The organism is Streptococcus sp. HMSC070B10 (assembly GCF_001808665.1).
Classification (GTDB): domain Bacteria; phylum Bacillota; class Bacilli; order Lactobacillales; family Streptococcaceae; genus Streptococcus.
In genome coordinates, this window is the sequence record NZ_KV794152.1 from 541,459 (window position 1) to 561,292 (window position 19,834).

At 38.7% G+C, this 19,834-nt stretch carries 20 protein-coding genes; 4 read left to right on the top strand and 16 right to left on the bottom strand.

Features of this window, described 5'->3' with window-relative positions; genetic code table 11:
• The 3 genes from adcAII to HMPREF2613_RS04290 all read right to left on the bottom strand — a co-directional run.
• A partial coding sequence (gene adcAII / locus HMPREF2613_RS04280) for a zinc-binding lipoprotein AdcAII (RefSeq protein ID WP_070479236.1) occupies positions 1–892 on the bottom strand: 892 nt, incomplete at its 3' end.
• 141 nt (positions 893–1,033) lie between these two features.
• The gene (gene ptsP, locus HMPREF2613_RS04285) at positions 1,034–2,767 is read right to left on the bottom strand and encodes a phosphoenolpyruvate--protein phosphotransferase (RefSeq protein WP_004241506.1); all 1,734 of its coding nucleotides are present in this window, start codon (positions 2,765–2,767) and stop codon (positions 1,034–1,036) included.
• A gap of 5 nt (positions 2,768–2,772) precedes the next feature.
• On the bottom strand, positions 2,773–3,036 hold the full coding sequence (locus tag HMPREF2613_RS04290) for a phosphocarrier protein HPr (protein ID WP_000146947.1): 264 nt from the start codon (positions 3,034–3,036) through the stop codon (positions 2,773–2,775).
• Between the two features lie 350 nt (positions 3,037–3,386).
• Here HMPREF2613_RS04290 and nrdH point away from each other — a divergent pair, with 350 nt between their 5' ends.
• From nrdH to HMPREF2613_RS04310, 4 genes are all read left to right on the top strand, one after another.
• Positions 3,387–3,605, top strand: coding sequence for a glutaredoxin-like protein NrdH (nrdH, locus tag HMPREF2613_RS04295; RefSeq protein WP_000259240.1), 219 nt, complete (start codon positions 3,387–3,389; stop codon positions 3,603–3,605).
• Between the two features lie 80 nt (positions 3,606–3,685).
• Positions 3,686–5,845, top strand: coding sequence for a class 1b ribonucleoside-diphosphate reductase subunit alpha (gene nrdE, locus HMPREF2613_RS04300; RefSeq protein WP_070479239.1), 2,160 nt, complete (start codon positions 3,686–3,688; stop codon positions 5,843–5,845).
• Between the two features lie 194 nt (positions 5,846–6,039).
• The gene (nrdF, locus tag HMPREF2613_RS04305; protein ID WP_000451386.1) at positions 6,040–7,002 is read left to right on the top strand and encodes a class 1b ribonucleoside-diphosphate reductase subunit beta; all 963 of its coding nucleotides are present in this window, start codon (positions 6,040–6,042) and stop codon (positions 7,000–7,002) included.
• Positions 7,003–7,143: 141 nt separating this feature from the next.
• On the top strand, positions 7,144–7,911 hold the full coding sequence (locus tag HMPREF2613_RS04310; protein WP_000917575.1) for a DeoR/GlpR family DNA-binding transcription regulator: 768 nt from the start codon (positions 7,144–7,146) through the stop codon (positions 7,909–7,911).
• A gap of 104 nt (positions 7,912–8,015) precedes the next feature.
• Here HMPREF2613_RS04310 and HMPREF2613_RS04315 read toward each other — a convergent pair whose 3' ends face one another.
• From HMPREF2613_RS04315 to HMPREF2613_RS04375, 13 genes are all read right to left on the bottom strand, one after another.
• The gene (locus tag HMPREF2613_RS04315; RefSeq protein WP_061590457.1) at positions 8,016–8,273 is read right to left on the bottom strand and encodes a DUF3884 family protein; all 258 of its coding nucleotides are present in this window, start codon (positions 8,271–8,273) and stop codon (positions 8,016–8,018) included.
• A 42-nt stretch (positions 8,274–8,315) separates the two neighbouring features.
• Complete coding sequence (gene lacG, locus HMPREF2613_RS04320) at positions 8,316–9,722, bottom strand: 6-phospho-beta-galactosidase (protein WP_070479241.1); 1,407 nt, start codon at positions 9,720–9,722, stop codon at positions 8,316–8,318.
• Positions 9,723–9,936: 214 nt separating this feature from the next.
• Positions 9,937–11,628, bottom strand: a complete 1,692-nt coding sequence (locus HMPREF2613_RS04325) for a lactose-specific PTS transporter subunit EIIC (protein ID WP_001037324.1) — start codon at positions 11,626–11,628, stop codon at positions 9,937–9,939.
• On the bottom strand, positions 11,628–11,945 hold the full coding sequence (locus HMPREF2613_RS04330) for a PTS lactose/cellobiose transporter subunit IIA (RefSeq protein ID WP_001078329.1): 318 nt from the start codon (positions 11,943–11,945) through the stop codon (positions 11,628–11,630). Before HMPREF2613_RS04330 ends, HMPREF2613_RS04325 begins: the two co-directional genes overlap by 1 nt.
• Positions 11,946–11,980: 35 nt before the next feature.
• On the bottom strand, positions 11,981–12,817 hold the full coding sequence (locus tag HMPREF2613_RS04335) for a PRD domain-containing protein (RefSeq protein WP_049491608.1): 837 nt from the start codon (positions 12,815–12,817) through the stop codon (positions 11,981–11,983).
• Between the two features lie 233 nt (positions 12,818–13,050).
• Positions 13,051–14,031 (bottom strand): tagatose-bisphosphate aldolase, encoded by a 981-nt coding sequence (gene lacD / locus HMPREF2613_RS04340; RefSeq protein ID WP_001229114.1) that lies wholly within the window; start codon positions 14,029–14,031, stop codon positions 13,051–13,053.
• Position 14,032: 1 nt separating this feature from the next.
• Positions 14,033–14,962, bottom strand: a complete 930-nt coding sequence (locus tag HMPREF2613_RS04345) for a tagatose-6-phosphate kinase (RefSeq protein WP_070479244.1) — start codon at positions 14,960–14,962, stop codon at positions 14,033–14,035.
• Positions 14,963–14,972: 10 nt separating this feature from the next.
• Complete coding sequence (gene lacB / locus HMPREF2613_RS04350) at positions 14,973–15,488, bottom strand: galactose-6-phosphate isomerase subunit LacB (protein ID WP_001216913.1); 516 nt, start codon at positions 15,486–15,488, stop codon at positions 14,973–14,975.
• Positions 15,489–15,636: 148 nt separating this feature from the next.
• Positions 15,637–16,062, bottom strand: a complete 426-nt coding sequence (gene lacA / locus HMPREF2613_RS04355) for a galactose-6-phosphate isomerase subunit LacA (protein ID WP_000029277.1) — start codon at positions 16,060–16,062, stop codon at positions 15,637–15,639.
• A gap of 291 nt (positions 16,063–16,353) precedes the next feature.
• The gene (locus tag HMPREF2613_RS10930) at positions 16,354–17,250 is read right to left on the bottom strand and encodes an aldose 1-epimerase family protein (RefSeq protein WP_083279208.1); all 897 of its coding nucleotides are present in this window, start codon (positions 17,248–17,250) and stop codon (positions 16,354–16,356) included.
• Positions 17,251–17,348: 98 nt separating this feature from the next.
• Positions 17,349–18,824, bottom strand: coding sequence for a PTS galactitol transporter subunit IIC (locus tag HMPREF2613_RS04365; RefSeq protein ID WP_070479246.1), 1,476 nt, complete (start codon positions 18,822–18,824; stop codon positions 17,349–17,351).
• A 47-nt stretch (positions 18,825–18,871) separates the two neighbouring features.
• On the bottom strand, positions 18,872–19,177 hold the full coding sequence (locus tag HMPREF2613_RS04370; protein ID WP_000590547.1) for a PTS sugar transporter subunit IIB: 306 nt from the start codon (positions 19,175–19,177) through the stop codon (positions 18,872–18,874).
• Between the two features lie 38 nt (positions 19,178–19,215).
• Positions 19,216–19,692: a PTS sugar transporter subunit IIA gene (locus HMPREF2613_RS04375; protein WP_004260657.1), complete on the bottom strand. Its 477-nt coding sequence runs from the start codon at positions 19,690–19,692 to the stop codon at positions 19,216–19,218.
• Positions 19,693–19,834 lie beyond the last annotated feature (142 nt).

Here is a 19,834-nt window from a genome sequence, read left to right on the forward strand (position 1 = left end):
TCATATTGTCTTCTAGGTTTTCTAGATAAGTCTTATCGTTTTGTGGGTCTGCTTCTAAAGGATTCAGAGTTTTAAGACCCACACCTGTTGATTTGACAAGAGTTTCAGCTACTTTCGAAGAAGCATTACTTTCTGTAAAAATCGTCTTAACCTTATAGGTTTTAACAAATTCCTGAATTTCTGTTAGTTGTCTTGGACTTGGTTCTTGTTCTGGAGAGATGCCTGCAATACCAAGTTGATTAAGTCCAAATCTCTTCGCTAGATAAGAAAAGGCCGTATGTTGGGTTACAAAGGTTTTCTGAGTCGCTTTTTCAAATTTAGGCTGGAATTTCTTAGTCAATTCTTGAGCTTTTTTGATAAAGGCTTGCGCATTTTTTTGATAAGTTTCTTTATGTTCACTATCCACCTCTGAAAGTTTATCAGCAATAATCTGAGCTTCTTCGCCAGCTTTTTCAGGATCTAGCCAAGTATGAGGGTCATAGAGCGTTTTTTCATCAACTCCATCACCTGCTTCCACATCTTCTAGACCAGGAACACGATCTAAAGTCATTCCTTCAGAAGCCTCTAAAACCTTCACTTTGGATTTTTTTAGATTTGGATCCAGACTTCCTGCCCAAGATTCGAGCGTATGAGAATGGTAAACAAATACATCTGCATCATAGATAGCTGCAATATCATTTGCCGAAGGTTCAAAGGAGTGAATTCCGCTACTTGACTGAATCATTCGAACATCATTCAAGTCACCAGATACTTCCTTGACCATGGCATAAATAGGATAAAAACTGGTCACAATTTTCATCCCTTTACCTGACTGGCTTTCCTTTTGGCCACAAGCAGCTAAACACAAAAGAAAGACACTTAACAACACTAAAAACAAATTTTGTTTCTTCATAAAAACTCCTTAACTAGTTATTTAACTAGTTAATATTCTACTCCGATTTTTTTTATTGTCAAGCATTTTATGAACTAGTTAATAGATTTTATGATTTTAAACTATAGAAAAACCTTGCAACTTAGTTGCAAGGACTTTCTACTAATCAAAATTAACGTATTCTTTTTGAAGTTCAAGAACTTCTTCCATTGTTGAACACTCTGTAAGGGCACGGTTAGCGTACTCTTCCATCTTAGCAGTATCCAATTTCTTCATCAAGCTACGTGTACGAAGTACAGATGTTGCTGACATAGAGAATTCATCCAAGCCCATTCCGACAAGAAGTGGAACAGCTTTTTGGTCACCAGCCATCTCACCACACATACCAGCCCATTTACCTTCAGCGTGAGCTGCCTTGATAACGTTGTTAATCAAGCGAAGGATTGATGGGTTATATGGTTGGTAAAGGTATGAAACTTGCTCGTTCATACGGTCCGCTGCCATTGAGTATTGGATCAAGTCGTTTGTACCAATTGACATGAAGTCTACTTCTTTTGCAAATTGGTCTGCAAGCATAGCTGCTGCAGGGATTTCAATCATGATACCAACTTGGATATCATCCGCAACTGCAACACCTTCAGCAAGAAGGTTTGCTTTTTCTTCTTCATAAACTGCTTTAGCTGCACGGAATTCTTTCAAAAGGGCAACCATTGGGAACATGATACGCAATTGACCATGAACAGAAGCACGAAGAAGGGCACGGATTTGTGTACGGAACATTGCATCTCCAGTTTCAGAAATAGAGATACGAAGGGCACGGAATCCAAGGAATGGGTTCATCTCATGTGGCATATCGAAGTAAGGAAGTTCCTTATCTCCACCGATATCCATTGTACGAACAACCACTGGTTTACCATTCATTCCCTCAAGAACAGCCTTGTATGCTTCATACTGCTCATCTTCAGTTGGGAAGTCTTGAGAATCCATGTACAAGAACTCTGTACGGTAAAGTCCAACAGCTTCTGCACCGTTGTTGTTAACACCTTCAACGTCTTTTGGAGTACCGATGTTAGCAGCCAACTCGAAGTGTTTACCGTCAGCAGTCACTGTTTGAGCATCTTTCAAAAGTGCCCATTCAGCTTTTTGTTTAGCATAAGCTTCACCAGCTGCTTTAAATTCTGCCGCTTGTTCATCTGTTGGGTTGATAATCACTTCACCAGTAATTCCGTTAACGGCAAGGATATCACCGTCTTTCACTACTTCAGTGATGTTATTTGTTCCCAATACAGCTGCAATTTCAAGTGTACGCGCCATGATAGCTGAGTGGCTTGTACGTCCACCGATATTTGTTACAAAAGCTTTTACAAAATTTTTGTCCAATTGAGCTGTATCAGATGGTGTCAAGTCATGTGCAATCACGATTACTTCTTCATTGATAGAAGCTGGATTTGGCAATTTCTTACCAAGAAGATTTGCCAATACACGTTTTGTCACGTCGCGGATATCCGCTGCACGTTCTTGCATGTATGGGTTGTCTTCCATGCCTTCAAAGATAGTGATGAACATGTCAGTCACTTCTTTAAGACCTGCTTCAGCATTGACTTTCTTAGCACGGATTGTTTCTTTAATCTGACCAATTAATTCTGGGTCAGCAAGAACCATCAAATGAGCGTCAAAAACTTGAGCCGCTTCTTCACCAAGCGTACCTACAGCTTTCTCACGGATAAGAGAAAGCTCGTTTTGAGAAGCTTCAAGAGCTACATCCAAACGAGCCTCTTCTGCGTTTGTATCTTCGACTGAAACAGTCTCGAATGACAAATCCGGTTGAACGAGTAGATATGCTTTTGCAACTGCAACACCATCAGATGCTGCGATTCCTTTAAGCATTTCTGTCATTTTCCTTATGCCAATCCTTCTTTTTCCATTGTTTCTGAGATTGCAGCGATAGCGTCATCTGCATCTGCACCTTCAGCTGAGATAGTTACGTCAGCACCTTGGCCAACACCAAGACTCATAACACCCATGATTGATTTAAGGTTAACTGATTTACCTTTGTACTCAAGAGTGATATCTGAAGCAAATTTGCTTGCAGTTTGTACCAACAATGTTGCTGGACGTGCGTGAATACCTGTTTCTGCCACTACGTGGAAATCTTTAGAAGCCATAGTTTGACTCTCCTTTTGTTCTTTCTTTTTTGAGTTATATGTGATAACCCTTACAATTTGGTATTATATCATCTTCTAGGATTTTTTTCAAGCATTTTATGGGATTTATTCGATTTCCTTTCAGATAACTTGCTGAAAATCTTCTATTCTAGATAACAAAACACAGGATATAGTTTTTCAAAAAACAACTTATAGGATAATTATCACTATCTCACAAAACAAACACTACATATTGTGTTTTGTGAGCTTGAGCAGAAAAATAGACCACTATATTTAGTTTCAAATCATTGACAAAAATTTATTTTCTGATATACTAAGAAAGTAATCTATTTTGAAAGAGGAGTTACACAATGGTAACCGTTTATTCTAAAAACAACTGTGTCCAATGTAAGATGACCAAACGTTTCTTGGACAGTAATAATGTCGCTTATCGTGAAATCAATCTTGATGAGCAACCTGAGTATATCGATCAAGTTAAAGAGCTCGGTTTCAGCGCAGCTCCTGTTATCCAAACACCAACTGAAGTCTTTTCAGGTTTCCAACCAGGAAAATTGAAACAATTAGCATAATCTTAGTACATCATCCAGAAGAAACTGCTTCTAGGGCTAACTTAGAAGCCTTTCTTTTGTAATTAGATAAGGGAAATTTTATGGGATTAAAACATCTTGAGGACGTGACTTACTTCCGTCTCAATAACGAAATCAACCGTCCTGTCAATGGACAAATCATGCTTCATAAAGATAAGGAAGCCTTGGATGCCTTCTTTAAAGAAAATGTAGTTCCAAACACTATGGTTTTTGATTCAATCAAGGATAAAATCAACTACCTCATTGAACACAACTACATCGAAACAGCCTTTATCAAGAAATACCGTCCAGAATTTTTGGAAGAATTAGCTCAATTTATTAAAGAACAAAACTTCCAATTCAAGTCTTTCATGGCTGCCTATAAGTTTTACAATCAATATGCCTTAAAGACTAATGACGGTGAATATTATCTTGAAAGCATGGAAGACCGTGTCTTCTTTAACGCCCTTTATTTCGCCGATGGCAATGAAGCTGTTGCCATCGATATTGCCAATGAAATCATCCACCAACGCTACCAACCTGCTACTCCTTCCTTCTTGAATGCTGGACGTGCTCGTCGTGGTGAATTGGTATCATGTTTCCTGATCCAAGTAACTGATGATATGAACTCTATCGGACGTTCTATCAACTCAGCTCTTCAACTTTCACGTATTGGTGGTGGTGTGGGAATTACCCTCAGCAACCTTCGTGAAGCTGGCGCACCTATTAAAGGCTATGAAGGAGCTGCTTCTGGCGTCGTTCCAGTTATGAAACTTTTCGAAGATAGCTTCTCTTACTCTAACCAATTGGGTCAACGTCAAGGTGCTGGTGTTGTCTACCTCAACGTCTTCCACCCAGATATTATCGCCTTCCTTTCAACTAAGAAAGAAAACGCCGATGAAAAAGTTCGTGTTAAGACCCTTTCACTTGGTGTTGTGGTGCCCGATAAATTCTACGAATTAGCTCGTAAAAATGAAGAAATGTACCTCTTCAGCCCATACTCTGTAGAGCTTGAATACGGTGTGCCATTTAACTACATCGACATCACTGAAAAATACGATGAGCTAGTCGCGAATCCAAATATCCGCAAGACAAAAATCAAGGCGCGTGATTTGGAAACTGAAATCTCTAAATTGCAACAAGAATCTGGCTACCCTTATGTAGTCAACATCGACACGGCTAACCGTGCAAATCCTGTTGATGGTAAGATTATCATGAGTAACTTGTGTTCTGAGATTCTTCAAGTTCAAGAACCAAGCTTGATCAACGATGCTCAAGAATTCCTGCAAATGGGAACGGACGTTTCATGTAACCTTGGTTCAACCAACGTGGTTAACATGATGACTTCACCTGACTTTGGTCGTTCTATCCGTGCTATGGTTCGTGCCCTTACTTTCGTTACAGATAGTTCGCACATCGTAGCTGTTCCTACTATCGACCATGGAAATAGCCAAGCCCACACCTTTGGTCTTGGAGCCATGGGACTTCACAGCTACCTTGCCCAACAACTTATTGAATATGGATCCCCTGAGTCTGTTGAATTTACAAGCATCTACTTCATGCTTATGAACTACTGGACTTTGGTTGAGTCAAACAATATCGCTCGTGAACGTGGTATCACCTTCCACAACTTTGAAAAATCAGACTATGCTAACGGAAGCTACTTCGACAAGTATGTAACTGGCGAATTTGTTCCAAAATCAGACCGTGTTAAAGAACTCTTCAAAGATGTCTTTATCCCTAGTGCCACTGACTGGGCTGAACTTCGCGACAAGGTTCAAGCAGATGGTCTTTACCACCAAAACCGCCTTGCTGTAGCTCCAAATGGTTCTATCAGTTACATCAACGACGTTTCTGCTTCTATCCACCCGATTACGCAACGTATCGAAGAACGACAAGAAAAGAAAATCGGTAAAATCTACTATCCTGCTGCTGGCTTGTCAACAGAAACCATTCCTTACTACACTTCTGCTTACGACATGGATATGCGTAAAGTGATTGATGTCTATGCTGCTGCAACTGAGCACGTGGACCAAGGACTTTCACTCACACTCTTCATGCGTAGCGACATTCCAAAAGGACTTTACGAATGGAAGAAGGAAAATAAACAAACGACACGTGACTTGTCAATCCTTCGTAACTATGCCTTTAACAAGGGTATCAAGTCTATCTACTACGTCCGTACCTTTACAGATGATGGTGGAGAAGTCGGTGCTAACCAATGTGAAAGCTGTGTGATTTAATCTTTGCTTGAGAAAACTACATTTTCTCAGATAAGTGATTCATTCACCCTGCTAAACTAAACTGGAATAAGCATCTATACTATGGAAAAACAAAAAAGTCGGGCTTCCGACTTTTTGTGCGAAACTACTCTAGGATTATGATAAAATAAAGATAATTGTGAGTTCGCAATACTAAACACAGAAAGAGATTTCAAATGGAAACTTACTACAAAGCCATTAACTGGAATGCCATCGAAGATGTCATCGACAAATCAACTTGGGAAAAGCTGACGGAGCAATTCTGGCTCGATACACGTATTCCCTTGTCAAATGACTTGGATGACTGGAGAAAGCTATCAAATGTAGAAAAAGACTTGGTAGGAAAAGTCTTTGGTGGTTTAACCCTTCTCGACACTATGCAATCTGAAACTGGGGTTCAAGCCCTTCGAGCAGACATCCGTACACCACATGAGGAAGCTGTTTTCAATAACATCCAATTTATGGAATCTGTCCACGCAAAATCTTACTCATCAATCTTTTCTACCTTGAATACTAAGGCTGAGATTGAAGAAATTTTCGAATGGACCAATACCAATCCTTACCTACAAAAGAAGGCTGAGATTGTCAACGAAATCTACCTAAACGGTAGCCCACTTGAAAAGAAAGTTGCCAGCGTTTTCCTTGAAACCTTCCTCTTCTACTCTGGTTTCTTTACGCCCCTCTACTATCTCGGTAACAACAAACTGGCCAACGTCGCTGAAATTATCAAATTGATCATTCGTGATGAGTCTGTTCACGGAACCTACATTGGTTACAAATTCCAACTTGGTTTTAATGAATTACCTGAAGAAGAGCAAGAAAAACTAAAAGAATGGATGTACGACCTGCTCTACACTCTTTACGAGAATGAAGAAGGTTATACAGAGAGTCTTTATGACGGTGTTGGTTGGACGGAAGAAGTCAAAACCTTCCTTCGCTACAATGCTAACAAAGCACTCATGAACCTGGGACAAGATCCACTCTTCCCAGATTCAGCTGATGATGTCAACCCAATCGTCATGAACGGTATTTCAACAGGAACTTCCAACCACGACTTCTTCTCTCAAGTCGGAAATGGTTACCTTCTTGGTGAAGTTGAAGCTATGCAAGACGATGACTACAACTACGGTTTAGACTAAGTCATCTATTTTATAAGTGATAAAAACATCATAGTTTGTTTAAAACAACCATGATGTTTTTGTTTTTGTTTTCTTTTGTTTTTTAAATTGATTGATTGAATACTTTATGATAAAATAGTAATAGAAATAGAGGTGATAACGATGTTAAAGCAGGAAAAACTAGATAATATTCTAGAAACGGTAAATACAAAGGGAACTATTACTGTAAAAGAAATCATGACTCGCTTGGATGTATCAGATATGACTGCTAGACGCTACTTACAAGAGTTAGCAGACAAGGATCTACTTGTTCGAGTGCACGGGGGAGCTGAAAAAATTCGCACAGGTTCTATTTTAAATAATGAACGTTCCAACATTGAAAAACAAAGCTTACAAATCGCAGAAAAACAAGAAATCAGCCGTTTTGCAGGCCATTTAATCGATGAAGGAGAGACCATTTTTATTGGTCCAGGAACAACATTGGAATCTTTTGCCCGTGAACTACCAATCGATAATATTCGTGTTGTAACAAACAGTTTACCAGTTTTTCTCATCCTAAACGAACGAAAACTAACAGATTTGATTTTAATTGGTGGAAACTATCGATCTATCACTGGAGCCTTTGTAGGAACACTAACCTTGCAAAACTTGGCCAATCTTCAATTTTCTAAAGCTTTCGTTAGCTGTAATGGTATTCAGGACAATGCGATTGCGACCTTCAGCGAAGAGGAAGGTGAATCCCAACGCATCGCCCTCAACAATTCCAATAAAAAATACTTACTAGCTGACAATAGTAAGTTCAATAAATTTGATTTTTATACCTTCTACAATATCTCTGATATTGATACCATCGTTTCAGATTCTAAACTGAGCAAAGAAACCTTCGAACAACTTTCAAAACAAACAAAAATTATTCTTTCTAAACCATAAAACTGAGGATTGATAAAATATAAAATGCGTCATATCAAGAAAATAAGAATCTTGATATGACGCATTTTTTGATGAAGATTTTTACAAAGAGTTTCCTAGATTCTTTATGATTGTTGAAACGGCATAAAATCTGAATCAAAGGAGATATTATCCCATTCTTCAGGACTGATAAAATTTAAAAATAGATTTTTAAATTCTTCCAGCTCATAATCTGAATGGCAAATCCATTCTTTACCGGTAGAGACATACCATTTCCCAAGATTTTTCAGCTCCTCATTAGTTAAACAAGGTATTTGAGAACATTTATCAAAATTGATAATATAAACTTTTTCATAAATTGATTGGATAAAATCTTTGAACATCTTTTTGCCTCACTAGAATTCTATATCTAATTACTCATTCTACTACTCAATCACTTGAGTTTCCGCTACTTTCTTGTACCAGTGAGCTGATTTCTTAGGGTAACGTTCTTGAGTTTCAAAGTCTACATAAAAGAGACCGTAACGTTTCTCATATCCATTTGACCATGAGAAGACATCCATTAATGACCAAATGAAGTAACCTTTTACATTCGCTCCATCTGCAATAGCATCAGATAATACTTCCAAGTGTTGTTTCACGTAATCAATACGGCCATCATCGTAAACAGTGTTATCGACGAACTCATCTTTATAACCAAGTCCATTTTCAGTGATGTAAATCTTCTTGTAGTTCGGATAATCTTTCTTCACGCGCATGATTTGGTCATACAAACCTTGAGGGTAGATAATCCAATCCCAGTCTGTACGTGGCACATAATCCAGAGCTACACGACGACCAACACCTTTGATTTGGTATTTAGAGCTTCCTTTTTCACCCTTACCATTATGGATGATTTCAGTTTCTCCATCAAAGGCTTCCATCCAGTCACTCATATAGTAGTTAATTCCTAGGAAGTCATTCAAGTCTTTTACGGCTTCTAATGCTGTGAAATCTTCTTCACGAAGATCCAAGCTACCACCATTGACTGATAAGATATGGTTGACACCTTCCATCGTTTCAGCTGAATAGCGACCTAGATAAGTTGCATCCAAGATAAATTTATTGTGAATAATATCTTCCAACTCTGCTGCACGAACATCTGCTGGATTTTTAGGATCCAAAGGATACTTGGTTGGGAGAGCGTGCACGACACCGATTTCGCCTTTATAGCCTTTATCTTTGTACAATTTTACCGCACGCGCATGAGAAACCATCATATTGTGGTGCGATTGGAAAACTTTGGCAAGGTCGTACTGAATACCTGGAGGGAATTTCCCAACCAAGTATTGACCATCACCGATTGGTCCAATTTCATTGAATGTTGTCCAATAGTTTACTTCTGGAAATTCTTCAAAACAGAAGGCAGCGTAATCTACAAAGTGTTCGATATTTTCACGGTTTAAGAAGTCGCCATTTGAGTGGAGAGCTTCTGGTGTGTCAAAGTGATGAAGAGTTACAAAGGGCTCAACGTGACGTTTGTGACACTCTGCAAATAGATTATGATAAAACTCAACACCTTTAGCATTTACTTGACCGTAACCAGTCGGGAAAATACGTGACCAAGCAATAGAAATTCGAATACCATTAACACCATACTCTTCTGCTAGCTTGAGGTCAACTGGATATCGATTGTAAAAGTAACTGGCTGGTTCTGCAGTGTACCAGTAATTATCTTCAAGATATTTATCCCACGCAACTGGTCCTTTTCCATCAGTATGTGTAGCACCTTCTGCTTGATAGGCAGCTGTTGCGCCACCGAAAATAAAGTCTTTTGGTAATGTTTTTGTCATACTTTTCACCTATTTCTTGTTTTAAATAAAGTAAAAGTGAGAGGAGAGGAGTCAGTGAGCCATCCTTCTCCATCTCACTTCTTGTACCAAGTCACCAAATTGTGACATGAGGAGGTAAAAACGATGTCTTTTTACCGACGAATTAATAAGGCGATTAGGAAATTCGCCATAGCGATTTCCGTAACGAGAGGAGACTGTTTCACAGTCCCTATCGTTAATCGAATTGCGCTTGTACAAATGCAAGAGCACCTTTTCCATCACGAGTTAATTTGATGTATTGAGCGCCTTCTGTTTTCGCAAGTTTAATACCGAGTTTATCTGTTTCTGCTTTCATATCTTCAAAGTTTGAAGCAACTTGAGGAGCAAGGATAACAAGATCAAACTCTGGCAACATTTCACGGTGAGCACCATAGCCACCTGCTGCTGCTTTCACAGGAACATTGTATTCTGCAGCTGCCTTATTCAAAGCATTCGCAAGAAGTCCACTTGTCCCTCCACCTGCACAGAGAACGAGGACATTTGTTTCTTCAGTGATTGTATTTTGTGCTGCTTCTACACCAGCTTTCTCAAGAATAGCATCTGCTTTTGCAGTGTTGAAGTTCGCAGCAACTTTTTCTTTCAATTCATCATTAGACTTACCTGAACGTTCTTCTTCAAGAATTTGTTCATCATAGACTTTAAGGAATGGATAGTAAATGACTACGTCAACCACGATTAGAAGGGCAGCAAGAATGAATGATAGAACTTGGAAGTTCGTACCAAGAACTAGACCTAGTGGAGCTGGAGTTGTCCATGGTAGATTAGCAGTAAATGAGTTCATTCCAAGTGTTTCAATAAAGAATTTGAAGATCCAAACGTTTGCGATTGGAGCAAAGATAAATGGAATGAAGAAGATCGGGTTCAATACAAGCGGTGCACCAAACAAGATTGGTTCATTTACACCAAAGAAAGTTGGAACTACTGAAGCACGTCCGATTGCGCGGTTACGTTTTGATTTTGTTAACCACATGAACATGAATGGAACAACCAGTGTCGCACCTGTACCACCCATGGTAACGATAAACATTTGTGTACCAGAAGTAAGAATCTTGTCAGCGTGCATACCTTGTTGAAGAAGGTTCAAGTTGACTTCGGCATTTGCATAGGTAATAGCTGCGATTGCTGGTTCAACGATAGATGGACCATGGATACCAACAAACCAGAAGAAGGCAAAGGCACCAAAGATAATGGTAATACCAAGATAGCCATCAGCAGCAGAGAAGAGTGGTGCAAAGAATTTACCGATTGATTCTGCTACACTAGCACCAACAAAATGACGAGCTAGTAAATCAAGAGCATAAAGAGAAACAACTGATAGAGTGAATGGAATCACATCTTTAAAGACTTGTGAGATATTTGGTGGAACTTCGTCAGGCATACGAATAGTGACGTTGTTCTTAACACAAACCTTATAGATGGCTACGGTAACAAAGGCAGCAAGGAAGGCTGAAAGCAAACCTTTTGTCCCCAAGAATCCAGTAGCTAGACCATTTTCGATAGGATCAGCTGCCAACATCAACAAACCAACAATTGCTGCCAACAATGTTGACATATAGTTGATTTGATTGGTCTTCTCCATGCTACGGTTTACTGAGTCGGTCAATGACTTAGCTGTTGTACCAGCTACCAAGAGAGCCAGAATACCCATAGAATAGCTGTAAGGTTTCATCAGAAAAGCTACAACTTCATCAGACCATTTAAAGCCCCATGAGTTTGGTACAAAGGCAATCAAGATAAAGATACTTGAGAAGAGAATAACAGGCATACCTGCAATGAAACCATCACGAATAGCACGAAGATAGATATTACGAGATAGTTTCTCAAAGAAAGGCTTTCCTTTCTCGATAAATGCAATTAATTTATTCATTACTTAACTCCTCTCTTGTAGAGTTCAATTAAATGGTGCATCAAATCTTTTAACAAGATGGTTGTCATCAAGTGATCTTGACCGTGCATCATGGTCACACTATACGCTAAGTCCTCACCAGAAGCTTCCTTAGTTAATAGACTTGTTTGCGCGTGGTGAGCCTCTGCAATACAGCTACCAGCTTCCTCTACCAAAGTGTCCGCTTTCGCAAAATCACCAGCTTCAGCAGCCTTCAAGGCTTCCAATAATTTTGAACGAGCATCGCCAGCATAGGCTACGATTTCAAAACCTAACAATGTTACTTCTTCTCTATTCATGATAGAATTCTCCTTATGTATTTTTAATTAAATTTTTATGACAATAAACGTTGGATATGTAGAACTAGATAAACTCGTTCACTTTTATACAAATCAAGACCCGTATGTTGCGTAATCACATCATAGATCTTGGAACCAATCTCGAACGCTTTTGGATAGGATTGTTTAATATGATCTTCCATATCCAGAAGTGATTGGTTATCATCTCTAGATCTGTCTAAATAATCCAAGAAATAATTCAAATGAATCATAAAGCGATCATAGAAATGGTTATTCTCTTTAGTTCGTTGAATTGCATAGTCCGTTAAAACTTCTTCAACATTCCTGAGAATTTCTTTCCTCTTATCAATCGACTCCACAAGTTCTACTTCATTTTCACCTTCGGCATTAATGAAATGATAAGCAATCCGAATAATCTCGTCCTCAGGAAAATGATCTGCTAGCTTCTGGCGGTAAATTTCAAATGCTTCATTTGCGATTTGAAAAGCGACAGGATACTTAGTGGAAATATCTGGCAGATTACTATCCTTGTACCTTCCTTGTGCTAGAGCTTGGTAAGAACAGTAAATATGATCTGTCAAGGTTACGTAGAGATACTCTTGAATCGGATAATGATATTTCTTTGATAGCTTATCAATGATTTCATAGGTCACTGTGATAAAATCAAGCGGAACATCTTTTAGGAGAGCCATAAAGTTTTCTCTTGACTCTTCGGTCTTCATCCGAAAGATTTTCTCAACCTGATGTTCAGTAATCAAATCTCCCTTCCTCTTCCCAAATGCAATCCCCTTACCAATTACAATCACTTCTTCTCCCTTATCATTCCTGACAAGCGAAACATTATGATTTATTGGATTTAGAATTCGATACATGTCAACCTCCTTTTATATCTTAAAGGTATATGAGTACAAAAAATGACCACAAATGAACTAGAAAATCAGCCGATTTCTAATTCACCTGTGATCATGCCTAATATTACTTAGTAACACTCACCTTGTATTAACTTGTGATTTAAGTATAGCACAAGTAAGTTATTTTGTAAACCTTTACATACAACTTTTTTTAAATTTTTTTAGATTCATGTTCCTAACCTAGGAGGACTTACTTACACGCGTTCTTTCCATGAAGTCGCTGTTGTTTGAAGAACTTTGTTGAGTTCGTCAATGTTTTCAAAACCAGTTGTGCGAAGCCATTCGCGAGCTGCTGCTTCACCATCTTTGATGTATGCTTCAACTGATCCAGCCCATGTAGCACGGCCACAAAGAACTCCGTTAAAGTTTGCACCTGATTCATGGGCAAATACAAGAGTATCTTGGAAGAGTTTAGCTGATACACCAGCACTCAAGTAGATGTATGGCAAGTTAGTTGCTTCATCTTGGGCTTTGAAGAAGGCTGCTGCTTCTTCACGTGTATAAACTACTTCACCTTCAGCGAAGCCTTCAACATATTTAATGTTAACAGGAACTTCAACTTTCAAGACATCAATGTTAAAGCGTGGGTCTGAGAAGACTTTCATAGCACCGATAACTTTGTGTGGTTTTACTTTCGCATATTCTACAGAACCAGCGTCAGCAATTTTTTCATCGTAAGCTAGGATTTCAAGGAAGAATGGGATATCTTCAGCCACACACTCAGAACCAATACGTTCGATGTAAGCTTGTTTTTCTTGGTTGAGTTCATCTGAGCTATCTACATCATAGTAAAGCAAGAATTTAACTGCATCTGCACCTTCTTCTTTAATACGTTTTGCAGACCAAACATCCAAGCAGTCTGGCAAGCGTTTTGTGCTTGTTGTATCATAACCTGTTTTTTCATAAGCAAGGAGAAGACCAGCTTTTTCATCAAGAGCTTTAGTCGCTGGAAGTCCATACTCAGGGTCAAGAAGCATTGATGAAGCGTATTTAGTCAATTCATCTGCTACCAAAACTTTAAGTTCTTCCATTTGAGCCACAGTTGGTTCTTCTGTTTGGTGTTGAGCCATGAGGCGTTTCAAAGCACCACGTTGGTCAAATGCAAGAGCTGAGATGATTCCATTTTCATCAGAAAGTTTTTCTAAGCGTGCACGTTTTTGTTCTGTTAAAGCCATTTTATACCTCTTTTACTATTAATTGATCATATAGAGCTTGATAGTTGGCCATGTTGACATGACCAGTCATTTTTTCTTGAGCATTGAGCATACCAAGGACATTTGCCTTGATGAGTAATTCTGCATCCGATTCTTTATGAAGAAGTCCTGAAGAAATTCCTGCTACAGTAGAATCTCCAGATCCGACAGGATTTACCACCTGAATTCTAGGAATATCTACCTTATAGAAAGTATCACCATGTTTGGCAAAGGCACCGTTGGCACCAAGTGAAACGATAATCCATTCAATACCTGCAAACAAAGGTTCTTGAAGGACTTCTTTTAATTCATCCAAATCCTCAGAAACTTCTCTACCTAGAAGTTGAGACAATTCCTCATTATTTGGTTTGATGACTGTTGGTTTATGTGGTGATTCAAGAACCTCCTGAAGTGCTGCACCAGAGCAGTCCAAGACAACAGGTTTACCAGCTTGATTAGCAAGTTCTACCAAGCTCGCATAGTAATCAACTGGAAGACCAGCTGGGAGACTACCTGAAATAGCGACTACTTCAACTGAATCCAGGAGATTTTTGAAATGTACCAAAAAGTCTTGACCTTCCTGATCCAATACAACAGGACCTTTTTCAAGAACTTCTGTTTGATTGTCTCCGTGGAGAATAGCGATACAGTTCCGAGTTTCTCCCTGAATTGAGAAGAAATCTTTCTTTACTTGATCATCGATATTTTCAACCAAAAACTCACCAAGTTTGCCACCCACTAAACCAGTAGCAAGAACAGAATCCCCAAATTCTGAAAGTACTCGGGTAACATTGAGTCCCTTACCACCAGCCGTTTTGGTTACATCCACCACACGATTGACAGTATCAATCTTCAACTCATCCAAGGGATAGGAAATATCAATGGATGGGTTCATTGTGACTGTTAAAATCATAGGTCACCTCTTAGTCGTGGTATTCTCCGCGATCCCATTTTTCAAGGAATTCAGTGAAGAAGTTTGCGTCTGTTTGTTGAGCATTGTGACTTTCAACGTGTTCAATTTTCGCAATCAATTTCTTGTTTTCTTCAGATGGTTTGTATTCAGCATGGATGAAAGCTTCGATGATATCGCACATGAGCAATTCACCAGTAATCTTACCACCAAAACCGATAACGTTAGCGTTCAATTGCTCTTTAGCATAAAGAGCTGTTGTCATATCACGAACCAAGGCAGAACGAACACCTGGAACTTTATTTACAGCGTTGTTGATACCAACACCAGTACCACAGATACATACCCCAAGATCAGCTTGACCGCTAGTTACAGCTTCACCAACTTTTTTACCAAAGATTGGGTAGTGAGTACGTGTATGGTCATATGTACCAAAGTCAATGACTTCATATCCTTTTGATTTCAAAAATTCTGAAACCGCCATTTTTTCATCTGTTACGATGTGGTCACATCCAATTGCAATTCTCATTAGTTATTCCCTCCGATTAATTATGTAAATCTAATATCATTTATCCCTACTCAAGAAAAATCAAGATTAGCTTAGGAAGCGAGCTGCAAGCATAACTGAGGTTAGCTAAAGTGAGCTGACAACAGATTATCTTGATTTTTGAAGAGTATTAGCACATTTTGTTCAACATATCGACACGAATTTGGTGACGTCCACCATCGTATTTACCGTTAACAAATCCTTTAGCGATGTTTTTAGCCAATTCATCACCAACAAGTTGTGCACCCATAGTGATCATACGTGAATTGTTGTGACCACGAGTCATATAAGCTGAACGTTCGTCAGATACCTCTGCAGCAACCATTCCTTTGATCTTAGTTGCAACCATAAATGGACCAGCTCCATAAGCATCAATCACGATACCAAGGTTTTGTTCTTCTTTATTTACTTCTGCAGCAACAGCAAGAGTCACATCAACAAAGTCTTGACCTTCAGCTGTAACATCCACAACGTGGAAGTTTTCTTTTTCCAAGAAGTCTTTCACAACTTCTTTCAATCTCAAACCTGCAGCATCTGCACCGATAACAATAGACATATTGTATACTCCTTTTTATTTTTCTAGGCTAGTAAAGACTTTTATAGTTAGCAGTTTACCTACAAAAAGCTTTCTAGCAGTTTATTGACAAATTGGATTGAATGAGATGAATGACACCTTATTCAAGTTTAGGAAACCAGTTTCCTAGAAATAATATTTCTCCATGAAAGAGAATATAACAAGTGATTATTTGTTTGTTACAAACATCATTTGTTGCTTACAAACATAATATACTCCTATTTCTGAAAAAAGTCAACAGTTAATGTTTGTTTTTGTGTTTTATTTTTTAATTTAAAAAATTTCGATATCGAAACCAATTTGATCCACTTGACCAGGTTCTAGGAGACGAACATTCTTCTTATCTTCTAGATAATCTCCTTCTTCAAGTGATGTTGACAAGCCAGACCAAGGTTCAAAAGCAATGAAAGGTCCCTTATTCAAAGTTGACCAAATAATAAGGTTTGGAAACTCTTCAAAGTGCACTTTCAATCCCTTATCATGTTTACGAGAACGAAGGGCAATTGTTCTAGATTGCAATTCATCTAAGGTGACTGCATCTGTACTGAAAAGATCATAGCTGAGGTCTAATTCTTTTTGACCTTCTAGCCATGGACTTCTATCTTGGAAATCAAGCATCCCAGTTTCTGGGAAAGGACGTGGAACAGAGCAAGTCTCTTCTTTCTCAAACTCTAAGTAGTAATCTTCATAGACCTCATCATCCAGTAGAGGACAATTAAATCCTGGATGCCCACCAATAAAGTAAGGCATGACCTTGCTAGTTTCTTTATTGAAAATTTTGTATTGAGTCCGTACTGTCTTTCCTGTAAGGATATAAGTGATTTCTAGGCGGAAATGATAAGGATAGTTTTGATAGCTATTCTCATCGTCTTCAATTGCAAAAGTTACACTATTATCGGTCTGTTCAACTAATTCAAATTCTTTCTTGCGAACCAAACCATGACGAGGAATCTTTCCTTTGCTTTCTTGCCCCTTCTCATCTATATAAAGTGCTGTATCCTCTCTCAATGAACCACAAATAGGAAAGAGAACAGGAGCTTGTCCACTCCAATAAGTAGCATCTCCTTGCCACAAATATTCAAGTCCCTCAGCATCTTTTATAGAAGAAAGAGTCCCACCAAAACTGTTAAATTGAACTCTTAATTGTTCTGATTTTAATTCAATTACCATTATTTTCTCCGATTTCTTGATAGTTTATAAAAAACTAGGCTGTCACTCCTAATGGTATGACAACCTAGTTTCAACAATTTACATTTTATAGGAGCGCATTATTTTGCTTTTGCTGCGTACTCTTCGTTACGTTTGATCATTTGTTTTCTGTACCATGCAAAGATACCGATATAGAATACAAGGAAGACTACAGCACCAAGGATTGCTTTGATATCACCAGTTGTAGTGTTACCAATTGTCCAACCAAGAAGTTTTTCGATTGGTCCTTCAAGAGTTGAGTGAGTGATCAATTGAGTTTGGCTCACACCTTCTGGGAAGGCACCTACACCTTTAGCAAGTTCTGTTGCAAATGGCGCGATAAGTGTACCTGAAAGAAGGAAGAGTGGCAACAAGAGTGTTCCGAAGATAATCATACGGAGCAATTTACCACGTGTTACAACCAAGAGAGCTGGAGTAACACCCATAGCGATGATACCTGCAAGTGGCAAGATACCATTTCCGACGTTTGAAAGAAGCACAGCTTCAATCAACATAATTGGTGCAAGTACGTTTGCACAAGCCCAGATTTCAGCACGACCAGCGATGAATGGCCAGTCTAGACCGATGTTAAACTTACGTCCTTCCAAACGTTTAGTAGCAACGTTTGTAATACCTTGTGAAAGTGGTTCTACGGCAGCAATGAACCATGAACCGATAAGTGAGAAGAGTTCCAAAGCTACACCGGCTGTCAAACCAAGAGACAACCAACCTTTGATAACTTCTTGCCAGTTTGCTGCATCTTTAAGTCCTTCAACCGGATGTGGAGTACCCATCAAACCGATTACGATACCAAGGATGAAACCGATGAAGAATTTAGATCCCCAGAAACCGATTTTCTTGTTCAATTTTGCAGCGTCAAAGTCATATTTATCAAGACCTGGGAAGAATTTTTCAAAAATCTTATCCAAAACCATGATAACTGGGTTCATCATGTAGTTCATGTGAGTTGAAGTCATTGGTGATGAACTTGGTGCATTAAGAAGATCGTCAAATGTTGGTTTCATCAAGTCAGAGTTGATGATTTTAAGAACCCCAACAAGAACAACTGCTGCAGTCGCGATGAAGAGTGAAACTCCTTGGCTAACTCCATTGTTGTCTGCATACCATTTAATCAAAAGACCTGTGATAGACAAGTGCCAGATATCGAAGATATCAACGTCAAGTGTGTCAGTTTTCTTCATAGCAAGCATCACTACGTTGACAATCAACATGATGAGCAAGAAGTAAAGTGTCCAAGCAGATCCCCAAGTGATTGTAGCAAGTGGTGCCCAACCAACGTCGGTGATGTTCAATTGAATACCAGTGTTTTCAACGAATTTTGCAAGTGATGCTGAGAAAGCACCATTTAACATACCGATGATGGCACCGATACCTGTAAGAGCGATGGCAAGTTTGATACCACCTTCAAGCGCTTTGGAGAATTTCACTCCAAAAAGTAGAGCCAATACTGTCAAAATGATCAGCATGATGATTGGTCCACCCATATCCAAGATAGGTTTGAACAGCTTATTGGCTAGTTCGATAATGACATCCATAATAGTTCCTCCCTTTTTATAGTTATATGAATGTTAACAAATTAAAATTAGCTTAATCCGTGTTCTTTGATAGCTGCTTCAATATTGTCAAATACTGGAGCACTCATTGCTGGGATACGGAATAAGATTGGTCCAGCTTCGATAACTGGAATACCTGGGTCAAAACCAAGATCTGTCGCAGCAATTGGTGTGAAGATGTCATAACCTTTGATAAGGTCTTCATTAACGTCTTTGACCATTACCGCATCACAGTGAACATCGAAACCGCGGTTTGAAAGTTCTTCTTCAAGAGCACTTTTAATTTGGTGGCTTGAGTTAACACCTGCACCGCAGGCAGCAAGAATTTTAATCATATGGATTTCCTCCGATTTAATATTTTTAATAGACAAGATTAAGCAATTGCTTCAGCAATATAAGCATAGATGGCTTCTGGTTCAGAAATTTTTGATAGGTCTTCAAGATGACCATTTCCAGTAAAGAAGTCCATCAACTGAGCAAGAATGTTCGTTTGACTTGAACTTGAGTTATTAATGATAAAGAAGAGCAAGGATACTTCTACTTCCTTATCTGGCGCAATCATATTGTGGAAAGTCACTGGTTTTTCTAATCGAACTACCACAACTTTTTCGGCAAGATTATGAACAATATCTGTGTGAGGAATAGCCACATTCGGCAAATCCTTACCCAAAAATTCCATATCTAAGCCAGTTGGAAATGACTTTTCACGCGTGATCAGGGCTTCACGATAGGTCGGAGTCACGATTTCTCGTTCTTCCAATAAAGTTGCGACCTGATCAAAGAGATGTTCTTGATTATCCGCTTCTAAGCAAAACACAAGGTTTTTGTCAAAGAAATGATCTAATCCCATAAGGTTTTCCCTTCTTTCCATTAACTTTATGCTATAAGTATAACACTATATGAAATCGTTGTCAATATTTTTTGTTGTTTTTTGTCCTTTTTTTGATTATTTTGTTTATTTTTTATCTTTATAAGCAAAACAAACATTTAAA